General features: G+C 53.8%; 17 protein-coding genes. 11 read left to right on the forward strand and 6 right to left on the reverse strand.

The window, feature by feature from the left end; genetic code table 11:
* The first annotated feature begins 486 nt into the window (after positions 1–486).
* Positions 487–1,620, forward strand: a complete 1,134-nt coding sequence (bshA, locus tag FRY97_RS17510) for an N-acetyl-alpha-D-glucosaminyl L-malate synthase BshA (RefSeq protein WP_147168864.1) — start codon at positions 487–489, stop codon at positions 1,618–1,620.
* A gap of 9 nt (positions 1,621–1,629) precedes the next feature.
* Here the strand turns inward: bshA and porZ are convergent, their stop codons facing one another.
* Positions 1,630–3,978, reverse strand: coding sequence for a type IX secretion system anionic LPS delivery protein PorZ (gene porZ / locus FRY97_RS17515; protein ID WP_147168865.1), 2,349 nt, complete (start codon positions 3,976–3,978; stop codon positions 1,630–1,632).
* Positions 3,979–4,087: 109 nt separating this feature from the next.
* On the reverse strand, positions 4,088–4,810 hold the full coding sequence (locus tag FRY97_RS17520; RefSeq protein WP_147168866.1) for a nucleotidyltransferase family protein: 723 nt from the start codon (positions 4,808–4,810) through the stop codon (positions 4,088–4,090).
* A 92-nt stretch (positions 4,811–4,902) separates the two neighbouring features.
* On the opposite strand from FRY97_RS17520, the gene lpxK reads away from it, so the two are divergent.
* From lpxK to FRY97_RS17540, 4 genes are read left to right on the forward strand one after another with little or no spacing between them, the layout of a single operon-like run.
* A complete protein-coding gene (lpxK, locus tag FRY97_RS17525; RefSeq protein WP_147168867.1) occupies positions 4,903–5,970 on the forward strand; it encodes a tetraacyldisaccharide 4'-kinase in 1,068 nt (355 codons plus the stop codon).
* A 1-nt stretch (position 5,971) separates the two neighbouring features.
* Complete coding sequence (locus FRY97_RS17530) at positions 5,972–7,276, forward strand: 1-acyl-sn-glycerol-3-phosphate acyltransferase (RefSeq protein WP_147168868.1); 1,305 nt, start codon at positions 5,972–5,974, stop codon at positions 7,274–7,276.
* A 17-nt stretch (positions 7,277–7,293) separates the two neighbouring features.
* Positions 7,294–8,400, forward strand: a complete 1,107-nt coding sequence (locus FRY97_RS17535; RefSeq protein ID WP_147168869.1) for a glycosyltransferase — start codon at positions 7,294–7,296, stop codon at positions 8,398–8,400.
* Positions 8,391–9,044, forward strand: coding sequence for an RNA polymerase sigma factor (locus FRY97_RS17540; protein ID WP_147168870.1), 654 nt, complete (start codon positions 8,391–8,393; stop codon positions 9,042–9,044). Before FRY97_RS17535 ends, FRY97_RS17540 begins: the two co-directional genes overlap by 10 nt.
* Positions 9,045–9,105: 61 nt before the next feature.
* On the opposite strand, the gene FRY97_RS23005 is transcribed toward FRY97_RS17540, so the two are convergent.
* Positions 9,106–11,100 (reverse strand): 4Fe-4S binding protein, encoded by a 1,995-nt coding sequence (locus FRY97_RS23005; protein ID WP_246141803.1) that lies wholly within the window; start codon positions 11,098–11,100, stop codon positions 9,106–9,108.
* A 2-nt stretch (positions 11,101–11,102) separates the two neighbouring features.
* Positions 11,103–12,461 (reverse strand): NAD(P)/FAD-dependent oxidoreductase, encoded by a 1,359-nt coding sequence (locus tag FRY97_RS17555; protein WP_147168871.1) that lies wholly within the window; start codon positions 12,459–12,461, stop codon positions 11,103–11,105.
* Positions 12,462–12,891: 430 nt separating this feature from the next.
* Between FRY97_RS17555 and FRY97_RS17560 the strand changes: the two genes are divergently transcribed.
* Both FRY97_RS17560 and FRY97_RS17565 read left to right on the forward strand, forming a co-directional pair.
* Entirely contained in the window at positions 12,892–14,685 is a 1,794-nt protein-coding gene (locus tag FRY97_RS17560) for a T9SS type A sorting domain-containing protein (RefSeq protein ID WP_170254717.1), read from the forward strand.
* Between the two features lie 230 nt (positions 14,686–14,915).
* Positions 14,916–15,641 carry a T9SS type A sorting domain-containing protein gene (locus FRY97_RS17565; RefSeq protein ID WP_147168873.1) on the forward strand — a complete coding sequence of 242 codons (726 nt, stop codon included), beginning with the start codon at positions 14,916–14,918 and terminating at the stop codon, positions 15,639–15,641.
* Positions 15,642–15,720: 79 nt separating this feature from the next.
* Here the strand turns inward: FRY97_RS17565 and FRY97_RS17570 are convergent, their stop codons facing one another.
* Positions 15,721–16,128 (reverse strand): 6-pyruvoyl trahydropterin synthase family protein, encoded by a 408-nt coding sequence (locus FRY97_RS17570; RefSeq protein WP_147168874.1) that lies wholly within the window; start codon positions 16,126–16,128, stop codon positions 15,721–15,723.
* Between the two features lie 483 nt (positions 16,129–16,611).
* Between FRY97_RS17570 and FRY97_RS17575 the strand changes: the two genes are divergently transcribed.
* From FRY97_RS17575 to lpdA, 4 genes are all read left to right on the forward strand, one after another.
* Entirely contained in the window at positions 16,612–17,085 is a 474-nt protein-coding gene (locus FRY97_RS17575; RefSeq protein ID WP_147168875.1) for a glutathione peroxidase, read from the forward strand.
* A 53-nt stretch (positions 17,086–17,138) separates the two neighbouring features.
* Positions 17,139–18,287 (forward strand): DNA polymerase III subunit, encoded by a 1,149-nt coding sequence (locus tag FRY97_RS17580; RefSeq protein WP_147168876.1) that lies wholly within the window; start codon positions 17,139–17,141, stop codon positions 18,285–18,287.
* Positions 18,288–18,337: 50 nt separating this feature from the next.
* Positions 18,338–19,690, forward strand: coding sequence for a PSP1 domain-containing protein (locus FRY97_RS17585; RefSeq protein ID WP_147168877.1), 1,353 nt, complete (start codon positions 18,338–18,340; stop codon positions 19,688–19,690).
* Positions 19,691–19,969: 279 nt separating this feature from the next.
* Entirely contained in the window at positions 19,970–21,373 is a 1,404-nt protein-coding gene (lpdA, locus tag FRY97_RS17590) for a dihydrolipoyl dehydrogenase (protein WP_147168878.1), read from the forward strand.
* 64 nt (positions 21,374–21,437) lie between these two features.
* Here the strand turns inward: lpdA and FRY97_RS17595 are convergent, their stop codons facing one another.
* Complete coding sequence (locus FRY97_RS17595; protein WP_147168879.1) at positions 21,438–22,016, reverse strand: GrpB family protein; 579 nt, start codon at positions 22,014–22,016, stop codon at positions 21,438–21,440.
* Positions 22,017–22,250: the final 234 nt, after the last annotated feature.

Consider the following 22,250-nt stretch of genomic DNA (forward strand, 5'->3'; position numbering starts at 1 on the left):
CTAGCGGGATAGGCCGGTTACTAAAGTCCCAACACGCTCTAAAACCGCTTGCCTAACCGCATTCGCCCTGAGGAAGGGGCACCTGTCCAATCGGGTGCCCCTTTTTCATTAGCGCTTGTTTGGGGAAGCCGAAAAGAAGAAGGCTTAAAGCCAAAAGGCAGCACCATAGGCTCCCTTTATTGCACCGGACTAGCGCTGCGGAGGGGTGCCAGCCCGATAGGGCCGAGCGGATAGCGAGCCCCGCAGCATAGCGGCACCTGCTGTTAGGCAGGGGCAGGCCCCAAAACCTGACAATCTGGTTTTGCGCACCGCCCACGAAATAATGGTGTGGATACGACAACTGCTGCCGCTCTACTATGCTCCACCTTAAACTATTTGCGGCCCAAAACGTATCAATCTGTAGCTTTTTTAAATTGCTGTGCCATTGCAGCTACTGCTTACGCCCGAGCCTCGCCCCGGGCACCAAAGCTCATCTCAAAACCAGCTATGAAAATCGGTATCGTTTGCTATCCAACATACGGAGGCAGTGGCGTTGTGGCCACGGAGTTAGGGTTGGGGCTCGCCCGGCGCGGGCATGAAGTTCACTTCATCACCTACAAACGCCCAGCTCGCCTCTCCGCTTTCCACGAGAATGTAGTCTTCCACGAGGTATCTACTGATGACTATCCGTTATTTGAATATACCCCTTACGACACCTCCCTGGCCAGCAAGCTGGTTGATGTTGTGAAGTTTGAGCGGCTGGACCTGCTTCACGTACACTATGCCATACCGCACGCTGCGGTGGCTTATATGGCGAAGAAAATACTGCTCACAGAAGGGAAATACATCCCTGTGATCACTACACTGCACGGCACAGACATCACGCTTGTGGGCAATAACAACGCCTTTGCCCCAGTGGTAGCCTTTTCCATCAACAAATCGGATGGGGTGACAGCCGTCTCTGAAAGCCTTAAACAGCAGACCTACGAGTACTTTGACATCCATAATGACATCCGGGTCATCAACAATTTTATCGATTTTGAGCGGTTCCGCAAGGTCAACAAAGACCACTTCAAGAAGGCCATCGCGCCCAACGGGGAGCGCATCCTCGTCCACGTTTCGAACTTTCGGAAAGTCAAGCGGGTGGAAGATGTGCTGCACGTCTTCGGGAAAGTATACAAAGAGGTGCCTTCCAAGCTGCTCTTGATCGGGGATGGCCCAGAGCGCCACAACTTGGAAGAGCTCTGCCGGAAGATGCAGCTCTGCCATGAGACCCGCTTCCTTGGCAAACAGGATGCAGTAGAAGAGCTGCTGGCCATTGCCGACTTATTCATTATGCCTTCCGGCTCGGAGAGCTTCGGCTTGGCCGCGCTCGAGGCTATGGCCTGCGAGGTGCCGGTCATCTCTTCTAATGTAGGAGGGCTGCCAGAGGTCAACATCCACGGCTCTACAGGCTACCTGAGCGAGGTGGGGGATGTAGAGGATATGGCGAAAAATGCACTGGCCATTCTAAAAGATGAATCCCAGCTGAGGGAGTTCCGGAAGAACGCCCTGGCCCAGGCCAAGCGGTTTGACATTGACAATATCCTGCCGCAGTACGAAGCTTACTACGAGGAGATTGTCAAGATGGCGGTTTACTAAAGCCTATGGCTACTGCCCCCCATTGATGACCACGATCTTCGCCACGGCATCATCGGGCTCCCCGCTGAAACCGACAAAACGGGAGTTGGAGCTGCTGAAAACGAGGTAGACCCCGCTCTGTACGCGCCGCCCGTTGTAGTCGCGCCCATCCCATATAGCCTGCCCGCCCAAGGCATTGGTTTGGAAGACCATTTTGCCGCTCACGTCTGTGATTTTCACTACAGCATCCCTGGCAAGCCCTTTGATCGCGATAGGGCCATCGTAATCCTCCCGCACCGGATTGGGGTATACCAGCAGTTCTGAGCGGTGGGAGAGCCCCCCTTCGACTGCGTCCCCCTGGAAAGAGATAAGCCCGGAAGCGGTGCCAATGAAGACCTCCCCATTGCCGGGGTCAACAGCAATATCCACAATTTGATTGTCGAACAACGGGCTGTTCTCTACTGTGAAGCGGGCAATCTGCTCCTCCCCTGTTGGGGAAAGCAGGAAGACGCCATTTAGGGTGCCCACCCATTTGCGGTTTGCGCCATCTACAGCAATGGCCGTCACACTCTCTGACTCCAACAACAGTGCGCCGAAGCCGTCCTGTTCAACCACCCGCAATGTACCTTGGCAGGAGGGGTCAAATGCACTGCCCCCGCATTCAAAAATCGCCACCCCGGAAGTGGTACCTACCCAGATATCCCCATTCAGGTCGCTAGCCAGGCAGTTGACATCATTCGTAGGCAGCTCGCTGTTGTTGGCGGTAAACACGCGGCACTGATCATCGGCAGGGTCGTCCATATCGCCCTCATCGAACAGGAGCAGCCCGGCCGTATTATTGCCCAGCCGCATCCACTTGTACCCACTGCCGTCTACTGCCATATCGAGCACCTGATTTTGGCCACAGCCAGGGTTGAAGCTCCGCCACTCCCCGCCCGGCATCAGGACTGAGATCGGTTCTGGCGCAGAATTGTTGCTGACCCAAAGGTTGTTGTCTTCATCAAATGCTAGCCCGCCGACCCGCACGCGGATATCCTGATTGGCAATCTGCAAGCTGGAATTCCCCAAATTGTACGTTTGGATAACCTCTTCCAACGGATCTATTTCAACCAAGCCTTCGATATAACTGCCCATATACACCTTCCCATTATCCGGGTGGATGGCGGTGGTGACAAAGACTTGGATATCATCGTCCCTTCCGATGGGGTCAGCGCCGGTCAGTTCCTCGCGGAGGTCACGGTTGTAGATCTCCCACTGCCCGTCTACCAGGGAAGCAAAGCCATCAGGTACGAAGTTGGGGCCCAGTGTCTGCCCAAGCCCGCCGGAGGCCATCCACAGCTGCCCATCCTTAGCGGCGAGGTCCCACACAGCCTCCGACCAAGGGGAGTTGAAACTGAGGGCATTGCAGAACCCTGCCTCAAAGTTGTCTTCATACCGGAACCCCGACCGCACGGCCTCATTGCCAAACCAAAGCCTGCCCTGCTCGTCTTCTATCGCATAATTGGGCGTGAAAACACAATTGAACGGCAGCTCGCCCAAGCGCCCGTCCGGATGGAGGTAAATGACCTTCCCGGGGCGAAAGCCCGCCAAAAGCAGCTCACCCTCATTAGACAAAAACTCCATCGTGCTCCCTTCTTCCGCAAATACATACGACAGCGCTTCCGCTTCGTAACGGAAAAGGGTGTCATTGACCCCTAGGTAGAGCGCGCCTTCAAAAGCAATGATGCCACGGGCACGGTAGACCTCCGGCAGCCCTTCTGACGGGCCCAACAGCGACCAATTCCCAAAATCATCTGGATTGCCGCTGCCCAGTGGGAAAGCATAAAGGCCTTCTTCAGTAGCAGCCAACAGGCGGCCCTCATGCTCATAGATGCTCTCCACGGCAATGCCTGTAAACGTAGTAAACTCAAACTCCTGAGCGGCCAGGTTGACCCTGGATACACCGTAGGTTGCGGCCAAGTAGATGATGGAGTCATTGGCGATATGCAGATCGTTGATCCGCTTTTCACCGGCAAAGTTTTGGAAATTGCGCACCTGGTTCAGGGTGGCCACCTGCCCGTCCTCGTACAACAAATCGATAACCGTATTTTGGTAGACCACAATCAGGTACCCACCGGCCTGATTGTATCGGATAAACTCAACGCCCGTATTGCTCAGCCCATCTACCTTAGAGATATAGTCTACGGCAAAGTCTGTCTTATCGAGCGACAAAACAGACAGCTCAGTGGAAAAGAAAATCTTATCCGGGCTTTGGGCCACGTACTGCCCCGCCTGATAAGGCAGGTGGCTGCGCCATTGCCCTATGGGCAGAGGGTTTTGGGCAGACAGCAGGTTGAGCGAAGCAGTAGCGATCAGGGCGAAGAGTATAAGCAAACGCATAGAGTTGGTTTATAGAGCACAACTGAGAAATGGGGCACTGCCAGAAGGCACCGGTTATTTGACGCAGAGCGGGCAGTATTATTGCATGGTAACAACTACTAGGCCCGGCCTACACGAACAAACGGGCAGCAAGTTCTGCTGCCGGGCCGAGGGCATGATGTTTGCCCACATCCATCCAGGGGGTATCATCATGAGGGTACCCTAAAACCCGTTGTGACCGTGCAGCCTCCAGATATACATCAATAATAGAAAACACCGCTGTTTCAGGCATGAAGCCGAACAGCTCAGGGCTGATGCAGTGGATACCGCTAAAAGCAAAATCCCGGGCAACGGCTGTGGGCCGGCAAGCCCTGTGCGCTCCGGTCTTAGCATTCCGCCAGCCTGTCAGCTGCATGCCCTCATCAAACTGAAGGTAACGGGAGGTCTCCCTGGAACGCACAGCAAGCGTTGCCATAGCGCCGCTATCGAGGTGGGCCTGGTAGAACGCCCGGATGTCCAAGCCAGACAAGACATCAACGTTGCAGGCTATGAAGGGGGCATCCTGCAGCCACGGCCTGGCTTTTTTCAGCCCGCCCCCAGTATCGAGCAGCTGCTGCCGTTCATTAGAAATATGAATGCGCAGGGGCGTTTGAACCGATGACAGGTAATCTTCTACCTGATCTGCAAAATGGTGGACATTGACTACGGCTTCGGTTACCCCGTACCGGGCGAGATTACGGAGGGCCAGGCCTAGGAGCGGCTCCCCCCCTACCTCTACAAGCGCTTTAGGCTTATGGTCAGTTAGCGGGCGCAAGCGGGTGCCCAGGCCTGCTGCAAAGATCATTGCTTTCATGCCACCAAGATACACAGAGTTGTACATTTAGGGAAAGGGCAACGGTGCGCGGCCACATTTGGCGATCGCGCCAGAAAATGTAATTTTAGGCCATGATACAAAACCGGCTGGCACAAATCCTGCTCGCCCCCCTCTCCCTGCTATACGGGATAGGCGTGAGCGTCCGCAACTTCCTCTACGAGCGCCAACTGCTCAAGGGGGTAGAATTCAACGTACCGGTCATATCGGTAGGCAACCTCTCTGTGGGCGGAGCCGGGAAATCGCCTCATATCGAATACCTGATCCGCCTGCTCAAAGATTATATTGAAGTAGCGACACTGAGCCGGGGCTATGGCCGCAAGACCAAAGGCTACCTCGAAGTACACCCTTCAGACAATGCAGAGCGGGTAGGCGATGAGCCCTTGCAGTTCAAGCGCAAATACCCAGAAGTTTTTGTCAACGTTTGCGAAAGCCGCTCACTGGCGATACCCAAAATGATGATGGACCGGCCAGACACCAAGGCTATACTTTTGGACGACGCCTTTCAGCACCGGTCTGTCAAACCGGGGCTCAATATCCTGCTCACCGAATACAGCCGGCCGTTCACCCGTGATTACCTGCTGCCTTCCGGCCGCCTCAGGGAATGGCGCTCGGCTTATGAAAGGGCCGATATCATTATCGTAAGCAAATGCCCAGAGGCCGTTACAGAGGCAGAACGGGACGCCATGGTCAGCGAGATAGCCCCCTTGCCCCATCAGAAGGTCTACTTCTCCTATTACGCCTACGGGCAGCCCTACTTTATACTCAACCCGAAGTACCGGCTGCAATATACAGAAGGGCTCGAGGCCCTGCTCATCTCAGCTATCGCACGCACGGACTACCTCATCAGCTACCTCGGCACCAAAGTGAGCCACATACAAGCCATGGAGTATGAAGACCACCACTACTTCACCAAATACGACGTTGGCCAGCTCAAAGCTAACTTTGACCGGATGGAGACAGACAAAAAGGTTGTCCTAACTACGGAAAAGGACGCTATGCGGCTACAGCTGCACCAGGCTTTCCTGCAAGAAAACCAGCTGCCCATTTTTGCTGTGCCGGTGGAAGTCCGTTTTCATTTTAGCCAGGGGCCTGCATTTGACGAACAAGTGCGGCAGTTCCTCCTCAACTTCAAAGCATAATATGAACCCTATCAAATACCTGATTTACCAGTTCCTTAAGCTGCTCACCAAAATCAGTTTCCGGGTTTACTACCCTGCTGCCACCCGCATTGGGCTGCAGCACTTGCGCTACCGGGGGGGCAGCATTTTGGTTTCCAACCACCCCAATACCCTGCTAGACCCCCTCAATGCGGCCTGCCGGGTGCCCAAGGTGGTCCACTTTCTTGCCAACGCAAGTTTGTTCCAGACACCGTTTACCAACTGGTTTTTCAACACCTTTTATTGTATACCTGTAGAACGCCCACAAGACACCAAAGGCAAGCCTATCAACAACAAGGGGGCTTTCGCCAAAAGCCAGCGCTTCATTTCGGAAGGCGGGTGCCTCTATATCGCCCCTGAAGGCGGCAGCGATATGGAAAGGCGGGTGCGGGCCTTCAAAACGGGTACTGCCCGCATAGCACTTGGAGCGGCTGCCAATGCGGGGTTCGACACTGAGCTGCGCATCCTGCCGGTAGGGCTCACCTACGACTCTGCCCCGAGCTTCCGCAGCCGGATGACGGTGCACGCTGCACCGCCTATCTTGCTGCGCGACTATAAAAGCCTCTACGAGGAAAGCCCAAAAACTGCTGCTAAACAGCTCACCGAAGATCTTGAGCAGGCTGTCCGCGATTGTGCCATCGACACCCGTGGGCCGGAAGAAAATGCCCTTGCCCTTCTAGCCGAGGAAATGCTCCGCAACAGCCACCCTTTAGATGGGGAGGCCCATTTTTATCGGGCCAAACAATGGATTGCCAATTTCAGGGCATGGGAAGCACAGGCCCCGAAAGCTGCTGCAGCTTTTGCCGTTGCTGCAGAGGCCTACCGCCAAGCCTTGAAGGAAGCCCGCACTACCGATCAAGCTGTAGTGGGCCCGCCTGCCGCCCTGAAGTGGGGGAAAGCGATCTTGGGAGCGCCTCTTGCCCTGTACGGCGCCCTCAACAATTTCTTCCCCGCTTACCTCCCCAAGCTGGCCACCGATAAAGCAAACCTCTACATTGGCTACACGGCCACGGTAAGAGTGCTGGCCGGGCTTTTGACTTTCCCCTTGTTTTATGCCCTACAGGCTTGGGCAGTAGCCGCCTTGGGCGGCAGCACTTGGGCATTGCCCTACCTGGTCAGCCTGCCCCTATCCGGTTGGGCAGCACTCGGTTGGCATCAGGCCTTTTTGGAAGTACAGGCCGCCCGCCGCCTCAAACACAGCGGGCAGGCCTCGGCTTTAAAAACACAACGGCAAGCGCTCTTGGAAGCCATCTTGCCCCTTGCTCATCAGCAGCAGGCAACTGTCTGAACGGAACCCCTGCGCTCATGCAAGCCCTGGAGAACCTCACCCTCGCCTTTTTCCTGGCCGCTACTATTGTACAGCTGGCATACTGGCTGGGGGTGTTCTCCCGCCTCGCTTTGTACCGGCAGCCCCCGCCTGCGCAACAGCCGCAAGAACCCATTTCCGTCATCGTTTGCGCACGGAACGAAGCCGAAAACCTCCAGAAAAACCTGCCCAGCCTCCTCGCACAAGACTACCCGGATTTCGAAGTCATCGTCGTCAATGATGCCTCTACCGATAAAACTTTATCTGTTCTTTTGGATTTTCAGCGGAAAAATCCCAAATTGCGGGTAGTTAATCTTACTACCAAAATCAACCGTGGGAAGAAGGCAGCCTTAAGCAAGGGCATTGAAGCTGCCAATTTTGATCTTCTTTTCCTCACCGACGCTGATTGCCGCCCCGCCTCCGATCAATGGCTATCTTTTATGCAGCCTTTTGTAAAAGGCAGGGTGAAAGTTGGCTTAGGCTACAGCCCTTATTTAAGAGCTACAGGCGTACTCAACGCCTTTATCCGCTTTGAGACGGTTTATTCTGCTATCCAATATTTTTCTTTTGCTTTCGCAGGCCTTCCCTATATGGGAGTGGGCCGGAATTTGGCTTACCGCAAATCGCTGTTTGTGCAGCATGGAGGGTTCGCCACGCATACGGAAGTCACTTCAGGAGACGATGACCTGTTCGTGAACGAAGTGGCCGACAGCCGCAATACCCGGGTTGTACTCAGCCCGGACACCTTTGTATTTTCTACACCAAAGAGTAGTTGGAGAGGCTACTATCGCCAAAAAACAAGGCACCTGAGCACCGGAGCACGGTACAAGCTGAAGCATAAGCTTTTGCTTGGGCTGATCTCCGGCAGCCACTTCGGGCATTATATGTCCGGGATCGCCTTGGCCTTTTTTTTCGAGCTGGAAATGATCGTAATCATTAATTATCTGGCGCGGATGGGGGTAGTCTCTTTGATGTACTATTGGATTTTGCGGAAGCTCCGCGACCCTTGGCTCCTGCCTTGGGTACCGCTTTTCGATGCCTTGTACATACTGTATTACCTGCTGTTCACGCCGGCCCTTTTTAAAACAAAGGAACCATGGACATAGCAGTACAATCCCAATCTAAACATTACAGCCCGGTAGCTGCTTCTACCGATGACTACACCTTGGTTAAATACGCTATCAGAGGCAACGAGCGGGCCTATGAAGTATTGATGGACCGCTACCGCAACCCTATCTTCCACATGATGCTGAAGATGGTCAACAACCGGGAGGATGCCGAAGACCTGGCGATCGAAGCTTTCGGGAAGGCTTTTGCAAAGTTGCGCAGCTATACACCCCGTTATGCTTTCAGTACCTGGCTCTACCGCATCGCCATCAACAACGGTATCGATCATATCCGTAGGAAGCGGCTTCAGGTGCTTTCCATTGATGAGCCCTTGGACGGGCAGGCCAGCTCCGACTATTCTCACAACATCCCCGGCTATACCCTCAACCCCGAAGAGGAGATCATTCGCGAGCAGCGCCTTGAACTGATGCGCGGGCTCCTAGGGCACCTCTCCCCCAAGTACCGCCTCATGATTGAGCTTCGCTACTTCGAGGAAATGAGCTACGAAGAAATTTCAATAGAGCTGGAGATACCGCTGGGGACGGTCAAAGCACAACTGTTCCGGGCCAAAGAAGTGCTGAGCAACCTTCTTTCACAGCCGGGCGCAGGCGCTTATATTGATCAGGCACAGCGCCGGGCATAGCCATTATGCGCCACAGGGCGCTTTCAGGCAGGCACTCAAGCTGCAGCTAAAAGCGAAATCGTCAAGCATCCAAACGCACCCCATCTTGGCTGATGTGCAGGGCGCGAATGCTGCTGCCGCGGTCATTGATGTCCTCACTGCTGTTTTCCAAACGGAGCACGCCCCTTGGGCAAACAGCAGCGCAGACCCCACAACCAACACAGGAGGAGCGGATGATATCCTGCCCTCTTTGTGCGTACCAACGGACATCAATGCCCATTTCGCAGTAGGTGCTGCAGTTGCCACAGGAGATGCACTGCCCCCCATTGGCGGTGATGCGGAACCTTGACTTGAACCGCTGTACAAGGCCAAGGTAAGCTGCAAGCGGGCAGCCAAAACGGCACCATACCCGGTTGCCCATCAAGGGATAAAAACCGGTGCCCACTACCCCTGCAAAAGCAGAGCCAATTAAAAAACCATACCATTGCCGAGCCTGCCCACTGCTCAAGAACAAGAAAGTGCTGCTGCCAGCCGAGGCATGGTAAACGGAGAACCCCGCAAGCACTGCGGCAACGCCCAGCCCGGTATACATCCCTGTAGCGGAAATATCAACCGCCCCTTTGCGCCAGCGCTGCCAAGCATACCCCATTGCCCCCAGCAGTAGGAGCGCCAATAACCAAAGGAACCGCCCGCGGGTGAGCATTCCCCCTTCTTCAGGCAGGTAGCTGTGCAGCACAGCCGCAGTCATGACAACCGCAAAAACCAAGACCCCGTGGATGATCCACCGCTCGTACTGCCATGCCCTCAAGCTTTTGTCAGATAGCTGCCGGTAGGGGTCGCCGAGCGTCTCCGCCAGCCCGCCGCAACCGCACACCCACGAGCAGTACCACCGCTTGCCATAAAGGTAGGTGAATACCGGCACACCGATGATGATGAGCGCCAGGCCCCAGCCTAACATAAATAAGCCCAGGGCACCGCTGTCCATCAATTGATTGAGGTTCCAGTCGAAGAAAAAGGTGTAATTGAGTGGCCAGATGTTCTTGAAATCAAAGTAAGGATAATTCAACCGGACCAGGATTTCTGGGAGCAGAAAGGCAAAAGCGGTCTGAAAAAACATAACAGAAGCCGTTCGGATCTGCTGATACCGATTGTGCTGATACTTGGCGAACATCCGCACCCCCATAACGAGGATGGCCAAGGTGTAGAGCATGCCATATACAAACCATTGGCTGGCCGGGCCGCCATTGAGCCAATAGCTCAGCGGGTCGGCCATCAGCATCCATGCCGTGAGGTGCTGTGGCGCCCAGTACAAAAAGATGTAGAAAGCAATAAGGTAAGCCCCTGTCAGCACTCCGAGCAGGCCGGTGGCCCGGGGCGAGGCCGAACGGGCAGGGCGGCGCTCCAAGCTGCCTTGCGGCAGGAATACTACGACAGAGATCAGCACAGCAAGCAACAAGGTGAGAGCTGGCCAGAAATAATCTTGGTTCATATAATAAACGCCATAGGCCAGCACACCAGACAGTGCCCCTCCCAGAAAAAGCCCCCGCAAAGGCCAGCCCAGGCCACGGGAGTGGCTGTTGGCGTAAATATGATTGTGCTTGATGCCAGGGAGCGATAAAAATTGAGGGAGGATGTACAGTAGGCCGCCAAACGTAGCCATACCTATTGTCAGCCACCACCATAGGGCGGGGCGACGGGAGACCGGGCCGTAGCTTGCTGCCCTTACCGCCGGCAAGAGGTAATTTTTGGCCTTCCAGCCAGGCAAGAGGTATTCGGAACGGGAAACGCCATCCGGCAGGCCTTCTTTTGCCTTGCCCGAAAGTACTTGCCCTGCCTGGCTCAATAGGCGGTTGAGCTCGGGCACATAGGCAAAGCTCGAACCGTAGGATTTGCCAAGGGCCCCAGCAGACCTCGCTTCCTCAACAATGGCTTCCAAATGGTATTCATTGTCAACCGCTGCAGCAAGGCGAGCTTCCGACAGCTCATACCGCTCCAGGCCAAGCACAGCGGTAAACAGCAACAGTGCCAATACGAAGAAAGCCAAACCTATTTTTTCAATTATGCTCATGGTAGTCATGGTTAAAGCGGTTTTCCAGTTACTGCACTGCGCAACAACCGCAGGGCACTGCTCAGGCCCCGGCGGCCTTTCAAGCGGACTTTACGGCCCTCGTAAAGATTGTAGACAGCCACTACTTCCTGTTCAAATGCCGCAAAAAACTCAGGGTCAAAATTGGCGGCGCTAAGGTTGGCCAGAACGGTTTCAATGTGGGCGCCCTCCGACAGCCAGCGCTCGCACACTTCGTGGCGGTACCGTATGCCCATCAGGTTGAAGCCCAGCACTTGCTTGCTCTCCCGGCTATACACAATGCGGATGCTGCGGCGCCCATCCGGGTGCTCCCAGTACACTGACGCATGCCCCTCCGGTGGCCGGCCGCTCACATCGCCATAGACTTGGTACTCGATGTCCATAAACTTCGCCGAATTGAACCAGATGCCCGGGTCGTAAGGCACCCGCTGCCCACAGATATTGTAGGCGGCTGTTTCGCCCATCATACGGCCGGTGTACCACACGGCCTCCACTGCCCGCCGCCCGGGCCGGGGCCGGCGCAGCTCCGCACAATCTCCAATAGCAAATACCCCCGAGATGTTGGTCTGCAGGTGCTCATCCACCAAAATCCCCCTGCCCGTTTCTAGGGGCGTACCAGACAGGAAGCCAATATTGGGGTGGACGCCCGCGGTAAGGCCGACAAAGCCGCAGGGGATCTGTTCGCCATCGGAGGTTACAACACCTCCTGCCCGGCCTTGCCCATCGTCTATTATCTCTTTCAGCTCGGTGCCCAACCGGAGGTCTATACCATGCTCGCGCATGTGCCGGCTGACCATAGCCGACTCCTCGGCAGGCAGCACTGCATCCCAGTAGCTATCCTCTCGGACCAGAAACGTAACCGGGATATGACGAGCGTGGAACATCTCTGCCATTTCTACGCCAATCAGCCCGCCGCCTACAACAACAGCCCGCTGCAGCCCAGGGCTAAAGGCTTCCATACGCTCTAGGTCCTGCAGATGGTACAACCCGCCTACTCCTTCCAAGTCCTGGCCCGGCCAGCCAAACTTATTAGGCTTTGAGCCTGTAGCCAAAATGAGGCGGTCATACCGCATCTCCTCCCCTGTGGCAAAGTGAAGCGCCTGTGCGGCAAAATCTACCTTTTCCACCCAACCTTTTTTTAGCTCAATCTTATTCTGAGCCCAGAACCAGTCTTCGTAAGGTTTTAGGTCTGCAAAGCGCATGTGCCCCATATAGGCGTACATGAGGGCCGTACGGGAAAAGAAGTGCTCCGACTCTCCAGAAATGACCGTGATGCGGTGGCTGCTTAGCTTGCGCAGAAAGCGGGCGGCGGTAATACCGCTAATGCCGTTGCCGATAATTACAATATGCATAGGGACAGGTTAGTAAATCAGAGCCTAATTTAGCAAAGGTATGGCAGAACGCCATAGGCGCTCCCCCTACCTGTCCCGCCCCGGACAGATTGCGCCAGCAGGAGTTCGGTTTTCCGGCTGACAATAATAGCCCTATCAGCCCGCCAAATAAGATTTTTAAATTACCTTTGGCACACTAACAATCGAGCCTACCTAGCCAAAAGGCAGCAATATTCGTTGCGCCTACCTTAGCCTAAAAGTATAACTAACACTTTCTTCAGCCAACAATTTAAACCTAGTACATATGCGTTCACTTTTACTACTACCCCTATTTGCGCTCCTTTTCACCACAGGAAGCCTAACGGCCCAGGTCCAGAAGCGAGTGCTTGTTGAACACTTTACACAGGCCTCTTGCCCGCCTTGTGCATCGCAGAACCCTGCGTTCAACAACATGCTATTCAATAACTTCGAAAAGATAACCCCCATCAAGTACCAGACATCATGGCCTGGCTATGACCCCATGAATGAGCAGAACCCCGAAGAAGTGGCCGCACGGGTAAGCTACTACGGCGTTACGGGCGTGCCCAACGTCATCATGGGCGGTACCCTGGATGTAGGCATAGCATCTAACGCTACGGTTGCTCAGATCGACAACATCCACGCTGAGATGACCCCCATCGAAATGGAGATGACCCATAGTGTTTCTGCCGACTTCGACTCCATGTACATCACTTGCATCATCCGCAATGTGAGCGAGGAGGAATTCGCGCCAGCCAACACCGTCCTGCACGTAGCCATCGTAGAGGAAGAGCTGATCTTCCCAGAGCCTCCAGGCTCAACTACCGAAGCCGACTTCTACTACGTCATGCGCAAAATGCTGCCCGGCGCAAACGGTACGCCTTTGAGCAGTATTGCCGCAGGCGATTCATCCGTTGTATCCTATGCAGTAGAACTGCCCGATTACATTTACGACTACTCCCAGCTTGCAGCAGTAGGCTTTGTACAGACCAACTCCAACAAGGAAGTCCACCAGTCTGACATCAGCGAGTCTTTAGGTGTGCCAGAAGGTTACGCTGATGTGGCTATGACGCTTGATGTACAGACCCCCGACTCTTACTGCGAGTACGAGGTGACCCCTTCTGCCACGATTGAAAATGCCAGCGATACCGAAGTGACTTCCCTTGAGCTGACGATGTTCGTCAATGGCAGCGCTACCGCTACTGAGACTTGGGAAGGCACACTGGCCAATGGTGAATCTACAACGATAGACTTCGGCACTACAGCCGTCAACCCAGGGGTGAACGCCATTTCTTTTGAAGTGACTGCAGTAAATGGCAACCCTGACTACAACACGCTCAACCAACTGGAGAACAGCCTGAACGTTTATACCCTTTCAGAGGACCCCTTCAGCACGGAGATCGCAGAGGGCTTTGAAACCACGCCTAACCTCAGCATCCCTGCCAATACCATCATCGAGAATGATGCACCGGACCGCCTCGGTGTCGTAAACAACAGTGCATTCGGCCAGGCTGGAAGCGTAGGCGCCTACGGCAATTCCAACAAGTCCATTTTTGCCAACTTCTACGACTGGAACGCTCCTGGCGCTCAAGCCCACCTGATTTTTGAAAAAGTGGACCTCAGCAACAGCCAGAATACCATTCTGACCTTCGACTATGCTTTTGCGCAGTATGGCGGTTTTGCCACCAATGACCGTATGCTGGTTTCTGTTTCCACAGACTGCGGCATAACCTGGACAACCGTATTCAACGAGGGCGGTGCTTCTTTCGCAACGGCTCCGGCCACAAACAGCTTCTTCATCGCTAATGCAGACAGCTGGGCATCTGACACCATCGACCTGAGCGCTTATGACGGCATCCCTGAGCTGAACCTCCGTGTCAGCGCACAGACCGACTGGGGCAACAACCTCTTCATTGACAACATCGGCCTGGCTAGCGGCACGCCTGTAAGCGCAGACGAAGCCAACAAGCTGGAAGGCAAGGTATTTGCCTACCCTAACCCTGCCACAGATCTTGTCAACCTGGATTTCACCCTGGTAGAAAAGAGCATGGTCACTGTACAAGTGATGGACGTATCCGGCAAGCTCGTACAAACCCTTGCAGCACAGGACGAACTGGGCGTTGGCGCGCATCAGATCCAATGGCAGCCTGAACAGGCCGGCGTTTACCTCATCCGCATTGCAACGCAAAATAGCGCACTGACTAAGCGGGTCACTGTGGTAAAATAACCCCTTCCTGCACTCCACCGCATCGGCGGTAAATCTGACAGCCCGGGTTGCTTCACCGCCCCGGGCTGTTGGTTTTTCGAGAAAGGGCAACTGTCCGCTGCTTGACTCTGGCAGACTTTGACATTTATTTAAGAGGCTTAAAGTTGTTACTTCGAGCTTTTATTAAGATTTTTGTTAAATACATGGAAATTTAAGCTAACTCCTTTCTATTACCCCGAATACAGTTGCTGATGAAAAAAGCTATACTCTCCGCTCTTCTTTTTACACTCGCCCTCTGTAGCCTGCAGGCTCAAGAGGCTTTAGTGTTTGACCCCCACCCCATCAATGTATCCGACTACATCAACGTCAACGATAACGATTACGAGCTGGTAGGATATGCTACCGTCACGAACAACAGCGACGAAGCCATCTCCCTACGCTGGGAACGCATCATCGTGGATATGCCCGATGGCTGGGAAGTGCAGGTCTGTGACCTGAACCTCTGCTACAGCACTTCCGTTTATTCCAACTTTGTGCCTGGCGAAATTGAAATCCCCGTAGTCTTGAACCCCGGCGAATCTACCAATCTGGATGTGCATGTCAAGCCCCGTGGCATTGCCGGTACTGCAAGCATCGACATTGAGCTTTCGGATACGAATGACCCCGACAATATCATCAGCACCGGGGCTTACACTTTCGAAGCCCTTGTGGTCACGAGCACCACCGACTTATACCGTCAGCCTTTTTCTATATACCCCAACCCCACGGCAGATTACATCAGCCTGCGTGGGCAGGGCGTAGACCGCATAGTGATCTACAACATCCTAGGCCGTCAGATGCGGGCATTCAACCACGATAGCGGGCAGCGCCACTTCATTGGCGACCTCCCCAACGGTTTGTACCTGGCCAGCCTAATCAACGACGAGCAAGGTACCCTGAAAACGGTGCGGCTGAAGAAAAGCGCTATGCGCCCCTAAGCCAGCCTGATCAGGTCAGCCTGTCACAAAACGGGGGCTCAGTTCAGACTGAGCCCCCGTTTTGTGTATGGGCAAGGCTTTAAGCCGGGTATTCCACATAGTTGCGGGGCGTCTCATAAAGCCTAACAGAAAGGTCGTATCGCTCATCGAGATGCGACCGGAGGATGTTCCAAATCACAAAACAGATGTTCTCGGCAGTAGGGTTCAGGTTCCGGAACTCTTCCGTATCGAGGTTCAAATTCTTGTGGTCAAAGCGCAACTCCACCTCTTTCTTGATGAGGTCTTTAAGGTCCTTAAGGTCAATGAGGTAACCCGTCACAGGGTCTACCTCGCCTGCCACTTTTACTTCAAGCTCATAGTTGTGCCCATGGTAGTTAGGGTTGTTGCACAGCCCAAACACTTCTTGGTTCTTCTCATCGCTCCATGCAGGGTTATAAAGCCTGTGGGCAGCATTAAAATGTGCGCGGCGGAAAACGGCAATTCTCATAGGTCAGTTTAAATATTTTGGGTTGTAACAACAAAGCTGCCGCAAGGTTGGGGATGCGCATACCTCCTTTGCTGCTAATATTTTACCGGGATACCGCTCCTTGGCCTGGCACAGCTGATTTTATGGGGCCTCCCCCGCCTAACGGCAGGGGCCGCTATGCTACGGGGCTCGCTGTCCGCTCGGCCCTATCGGGCTGGCCACCCCTCCGCAGCGCTAGTCCGGTGCCATCATTAAGCCCTGGCAAAACATCTCCCTGCACTTCCTGTCGCCGTGGCAATAACAGACATTAAAGCACTGAGATGTAAGCCCTTACCTCTCTGCTGCTAAGGCATCAGGATCCGCGTATAGCACTGCTAAAAACTGCCTTTATTTTTACAGTCCTCCTAAAATGCGTATTTTGCCCGTATTATTATACCGGGCAGTACAAAAGCAACCGATGCTGCCAAAACCATACCGCCCGGGAACTGCTGAAAGAACAGGCAAGTGAATAGCATTCACCAATTCAAAGTTGAAGGGATAAATGGAGGGCTCATCGATTTCTCGGAGTTCTCTGGAAAGAAAATATTGGTCGTCAATGTAGCTTCGGCCTGTGGGTACACCCCACAATATGGCCCACTACAGGAACTGCACGAACAGTATGGAAGCCAGGTAGCCGTTATAGGGTTCCCATGCAATGACTTTGGCGGGCAAGAGCCCGGCAGCCCCGAAGAGATACAACAATTTTGCGAACGCAACTTCGGAGTTACCTTCCTGCTGTCTGCTAAAATCAAAATAACAGGAGAGCCGCACCCCATCTATGCATGGCTGCAGCATAAATCACAAAACGGCGTCATGGACAGCGAAGTGAAGTGGAATTTTCACAAATTTCTGCTGAATGAAGCCGGCGAGCTGCAACAGGCTTACCCCTCTTCCGTCAGCCCTATAGATGAACGCATACTAGAATGGGCTGCCCAATAACAACAGCCCAACTGCCTTGCCTGCGCCTTACAGCACAACGCTGCGCATAAGCTATGCTGTTTGAACCTATTATCGGACAAGAAAAAGCCAAGGCCCGTTTGCGGCAGATGGCCTCAGGCGGGCGTATGCCGCACGCACTCCTCCTGCTAGGCCCCTCAGGCAGCGGAAAGCTCGCACTGGCCATGGCTTATGCACAGTACGCCCTCTGCCCCAACCGGAACGGGGCCGATGCCTGTGGCCAATGCAACAGCTGCACCAAAGCCAATAAGCTCGTACACCCCGATATCCACTACGCTTACCCCACAATCGGCAGCAAGGCTACAAGCGAAATGTTCCTCCCACAATGGAGGGACATCATCAACCGGTCCCCCTACCTCAATGCCAACGACTGGCTGCAGCACATCGGCGCAGAGAACAAACAGGGCAATATCACCAAGGAAGAGTGCGTGAGCATCATCCGGAAGCTCAGCCTTAAGACCTTTGAAGGCAGCCACAAAGTGCTGATCTTATGGCTGCCGGAATACCTGGGCAAAGAAGGCAACCGCTTGCTCAAACTGATTGAAGAGCCGCCCGAACAAACCCTGTTCATCTTGGTGGCAGAACAGCAGGAGCTCATCCTAAACACCATACTTTCCCGCTGCCAAATTGTAAAAATTCCTGCCCTCAGCGATGAAGAGGTGCAGCATGGGCTGATGCAAAAAGGGCTTAGCCCGGAAGCAGCCGCTACAGCAGCCTATTTGGCCAATGGCGATTTCAACGAAGCACAGAAGCTCGTCGAGCACCGGGATCAGGATGACGCTCAATTATTCCTGGCTTGGATGCGCAATGGCTATCAGGGAAAACCCGTTAATCTCGTGCAATGGTCTGAAGCCTTTGCAGAGAAAGGGCGGGAAACCCAAAAGCATTTCCTGCTGTATGCCCTTCACTTTTTGCGGGAGCTGACGCTGCTCAAAGCCACTAACGGGAATGCCCGGGCACGCCTACAGGAAAAAGAATTGGAGTCTGCACGGAAGATGGCCGCTGTTTTAGATTTAGACCAAGCTGAACAGCTCAGCCATCTGTTCAACGATTGTATCTTTGCCGTCGAACGCAACGCCAACCCGAAAGTGTTATTCTTGGATGCCTCTATCAAGATGCACCATATTTTAAAACGAAAATCAGCAGAAGCCTACACCGGGCTGCCCGCAAAGCTCCTTTTTTAAAGGGGAGTGGGCGTGCCCCTTCTGCATCAATATAAACAGATAGGAACATTATGGGATGTACAGGATGTACAACTTGCAGTACAGATAGCCCCAAGGGGTGCCGCAGCAATGGCGGTTGTGCCACCGGCGGCTGCAACCGGCTCAACACTTATGACTGGCTCGCCGCTACCGAAATTACTGAACCTGACCCCTTCGATGTGGTCGAGGTCAGCTTCAAAAATGGTGCACGTAAGGCTTTTTTCCGCAATCAGGAACATACCCGTGCTATAACAGGGGACATGGTCGTCGTGGAGACCGGCACCGGCATGGATGTCGGCCGCATTACCCTCTCTGGCGATCTGGTCCGCCTGCAAATGAAGAAGAAAAAAACTTCGGAGAAAGATGTCAACCTCAACGTCATCCGAAAAGCCAATGACCGGGACCTGGAGCGCTTGGCTGAAGCCCGGGAAATGGAAATGCACACCATGGTCCGCGCACGGGCCATTGCCCGTAGCCTGAATCTCGACATGAAGGTGGGCGATGTGGAATACCAAGGCGATAAGCGGAAAGCTACTTTCTATTATACCGCTGATGGGCGGGTAGATTTCCGGGAGCTCATCCGCCACTATGCCAAGGAGTTCCGTGTGAAAATCGAAATGCGGCAGATCGGGGCGCGGCAGGAGTCGGCACGGATCGGGGGGCTTGGCTCCTGTGGGCGGGAGCTGTGCTGCTCCACCTGGCTCACCGATTTCAAGTCGGTCACCACGGCTGCTGCACGGTATCAGAACCTTGCCATCAACCAATCTAAGCTTTCCGGTATGTGCGGCCGCCTCAAATGCTGCCTCAACTACGAGCTCGATACCTACCTGGACGCCCTGGAACAGTTCCCGCGCAATGCGGATAAACTGCATACCCTTGCCGGCACCGCCATTTTGATCAAAACGGACATCTTCAAAGGATTGATGTACTATGCCTACCAAAATGAAAGCGGACGGGGCAAATTGTATGCACTGGAAGCGTCAGTAGCAAAAGAGATCAAGCAGCAGAATAAGAGGGGGGAAAAGCCCGCTGACCTCGTTAGCCTGCAGGTCATCCTAGATGTGGATCAGAGCGAAGTGGAAATGGACTACGAAGACGTCACCGGTGTTATTGAGCTGCCAGAGGAAAAGCGCAAAAAAAGCCGCCGCCGCAAAAAGTCAAAGGGCAAAAAAATCGGAGGCCATACCAATACTGCAAAAGAAAGCAGTACCTCTGCTGGCAACAACACCAAGCCCAAAGCTCCGGCGCCTTCCAAAGGGGATGGGCAGAGCAAAGACCAAGGCCCCAACCAAGGCAAGAAGAAAAGCAGTAGCCGCAGAAAACGTGGCGGCAAAGGGCGGGGCAGACGGAACGACAACCCCAAACCTGATGCACCGAAGCCTTAATAGCTCTCTTGATGCGGTTTCATTTTTAAAATCAATGACTTACACCCCCTGCTGCCTTGCAAAGCGACTGAATCTGAGTTGAGCGGGCTGAATGAAAAATTAGTGGGGAAGCCAGGTCCATCAAGCGTGGATTTGCAATAGGAACGAGCTACAAGGAAAGCAGGGCCGTCATTGAGCCTTTCCCAACGAAGGGTTGTTTACACTACAGCACCTTTGCCAAAGCTTTTTTCGCGCTAAGCGAAAGGGCATATTTGAGACCATATAAACTTTTGTACGCAGATGAAATACGATGTAACCGTCATAGGCTCCGGTCCAGGAGGATATGTCGCCGCTATCCGGGCTGCACAGCTCGGCAAAAAGACCGCTATTATCGAGCGGTACGATAGCTTGGGAGGTACTTGCCTGAACGTCGGCTGTATCCCATCCAAAGCATTGCTAGACTCCTCGGAGCATTATCACAATGCTAAAGAGAAATTCGAGCTGCACGGCATTGAGCTGAAGAGCCTGAAGGTAAATATGCCTCAGATGATTGCTCGGAAAAATGATGTGGTCGGGCAAACGGTAAAAGGGATTGAGTTCCTCATGAAGAAGAACAAGATTGATGTCTACCATGGCCATGGCAGCTTCAAAGACAAAAATACCCTGAGCATCGCAAAGGAGGATGGCTCAACGGAGGAAATCACCTCCGAAAAAATCATCATCGCCACCGGCTCCAAACCGATTGTCCCTGCCAATTTCAACTACGACAAAGAAAGGGTCATCACTTCTACCGAAGCGCTAAATATTGATGAGGTGCCTAAACGAATGGTCGTTGTTGGCGGCGGCGTTATTGGGCTTGAGCTAGGTTCTGTTTTTGCCCGGCTTGGAACAGAAGTCGAAGTGGTCGAGTATATGGAGCGCATCATCCCTACTATGGACATCGACTGCAGCAAAGAGCTCATGCGGGCCCTGAAAAAACTAGGCGTCAAATTCCACCTCAAGCATGGGGTGACAGACGTCAAAATCAATAAAAAAAGCGTGACCGTCTCTGTGCAGAAGCGGGACAGCGAAGACGCCTTTTCCATCAATGCAGACTACTGCCTCGTTGCCATCGGGCGGCGGGCGTATACCGACAACCTCGGGCTGGAGAACGTGGGCATCTCAACCGACGACCGTGGCAGGGTGGAAGTTAATAACCACTTGCAAACGAATGTGGACAACATCTATGCCATCGGCGATGTGATCCGTGGCGCTATGCTTGCGCATAAAGCTGAAGAGGAAGGGGTCTTCGCAGCCGAAGTTATTGCCGGCGAAAAGCCACATATCGACTACAATCTCATACCGGGCGTAGTGTATACCTGGCCAGAAGTAGCTAGCGTAGGAAAAACCGAACAGGAGCTGAAAGATGCCGGTGTGCCCTACAAATCCGGAAAGTTCCCGATGAAAGCTCTCGGGCGTGCACGGGCAAGCACAGATACCGAAGGGATGGTAAAGATACTGGCGCACAAGGAGACCGATGAGGTGCTTGGCGTTCACATGGTTGGGCCGCGGACAGCAGACATGATTGCCGAAGCAGTTGCCCTGATGGAGTTCCGGGCATCTGCCGAAGATATCGCACGCATGAGCCACGCTCACCCAACTTATACCGAAGCGACTAAGGAGGCGGCACTTGCTGCAACGGCCAACCGGGCCCTGCATATCTAACCCCTCCCTACTGTATCCCCAATCTCGAACGGTCAATGAGCAAGCCTCATTGGCCGTTCGCTCATCACAGCCCTAACTCTGCTAAACGCTCTATGCGCTGAATAAACCCCCTTTTCGCCTGCGCATAGTCTTCTCCACTTTCCCATACACCACGGGCCAACTTTACTTTCATCCGGTAGTAGGCATCCCGGGCGATAGGGTGCGCCCTTAGGTAATCCCGAAACTGCAAATGCCGCTTCCAGTATGGGCTGTCTATACTTAACAAATGTACATGGAACAACGGAGGGTAAGCGGCCCGGTCGGGAAACTGACTGTGCGATTCAATACGCATGGACGGCAGCCCTTCGTAGCGGGCTAGAAAACGGCGGTCGCGGTAGATGCCTTCCTCGTACAGTGGGAAATAGCAATAGCCCATGCTCATCAGCTGATGGACAACAGGGCTAAGGGCGGCAGGTTCAGTTGCTTTTACGCCCAGCATCATATCAATGATTGGCTTACCGCCCAGCCCTTCCACAGCAGTGCTCCCGATATGCTCCAATGCTTGTACCATACCGCTCAGTTGTTGCCGTATTTGTACGGCTTCCTGCTCAAAGCGGTGCGGCCAGTCGCTATCGTAGGATACTATGGTAATGGATACTGGCATGGGCCAAAGATACACCTTACCTAATGAATCTGCATTGCAAATGACAGCGCTTGGCAAGCATACCTGATCTTACTCACCGGATATTGCCCTGCCTTTATACCAAAAGGGTGCTGCCTTTTTCAAGACAACACCCTCTTGGCAAATCTGATCTTAGTCAAAACGGAGCCCGGCCTTACGGACCGACCTTACTCATCCTTCGGGCCGGGCTGCTACTCTTCGTATTATCGCTGATGG

It is taken from the genome of Phaeodactylibacter luteus, assembly GCF_007993045.1.
GTDB lineage: Bacteria > Bacteroidota > Bacteroidia > Chitinophagales > Saprospiraceae > Phaeodactylibacter > Phaeodactylibacter luteus.

Bases quoted from the DNA above. Each gene is read 5' to 3' on its own strand.
- bshA (WP_147168864.1), top strand. From the start codon at position 487: ATGAAAATCGGTATCGTTTGCTATCCAACATACGGAGGCAGTGGCGTT.
- porZ (WP_147168865.1), bottom strand. From the start codon at position 3,978: ATGCGTTTGCTTATACTCTTCGCCCTGATCGCTACTGCTTCGCTCAAC.
- FRY97_RS17520 (WP_147168866.1), bottom strand. From the start codon at position 4,810: ATGAAAGCAATGATCTTTGCAGCAGGCCTGGGCACCCGCTTGCGCCCG.
- lpxK (WP_147168867.1), top strand. From the start codon at position 4,903: ATGATACAAAACCGGCTGGCACAAATCCTGCTCGCCCCCCTCTCCCTG.
- FRY97_RS17530 (WP_147168868.1), top strand. From the start codon at position 5,972: ATGAACCCTATCAAATACCTGATTTACCAGTTCCTTAAGCTGCTCACC.
- FRY97_RS17535 (WP_147168869.1), top strand. From the start codon at position 7,294: ATGCAAGCCCTGGAGAACCTCACCCTCGCCTTTTTCCTGGCCGCTACT.
- FRY97_RS17540 (WP_147168870.1), top strand. From the start codon at position 8,391: ATGGACATAGCAGTACAATCCCAATCTAAACATTACAGCCCGGTAGCT.
- FRY97_RS23005 (WP_246141803.1), bottom strand. From the start codon at position 11,100: ATGACTACCATGAGCATAATTGAAAAAATAGGTTTGGCTTTCTTCGTA.
- FRY97_RS17555 (WP_147168871.1), bottom strand. From the start codon at position 12,461: ATGCATATTGTAATTATCGGCAACGGCATTAGCGGTATTACCGCCGCC.
- FRY97_RS17560 (WP_170254717.1), top strand. From the start codon at position 12,892: ATGCTATTCAATAACTTCGAAAAGATAACCCCCATCAAGTACCAGACA.
- FRY97_RS17565 (WP_147168873.1), top strand. From the start codon at position 14,916: ATGAAAAAAGCTATACTCTCCGCTCTTCTTTTTACACTCGCCCTCTGT.
- FRY97_RS17570 (WP_147168874.1), bottom strand. From the start codon at position 16,128: ATGAGAATTGCCGTTTTCCGCCGCGCACATTTTAATGCTGCCCACAGG.
- FRY97_RS17580 (WP_147168876.1), top strand. From the start codon at position 17,139: ATGCTGTTTGAACCTATTATCGGACAAGAAAAAGCCAAGGCCCGTTTG.
- FRY97_RS17585 (WP_147168877.1), top strand. From the start codon at position 18,338: ATGGGATGTACAGGATGTACAACTTGCAGTACAGATAGCCCCAAGGGG.
- lpdA (WP_147168878.1), top strand. From the start codon at position 19,970: ATGAAATACGATGTAACCGTCATAGGCTCCGGTCCAGGAGGATATGTC.
- FRY97_RS17595 (WP_147168879.1), bottom strand. From the start codon at position 22,016: ATGCCAGTATCCATTACCATAGTATCCTACGATAGCGACTGGCCGCAC.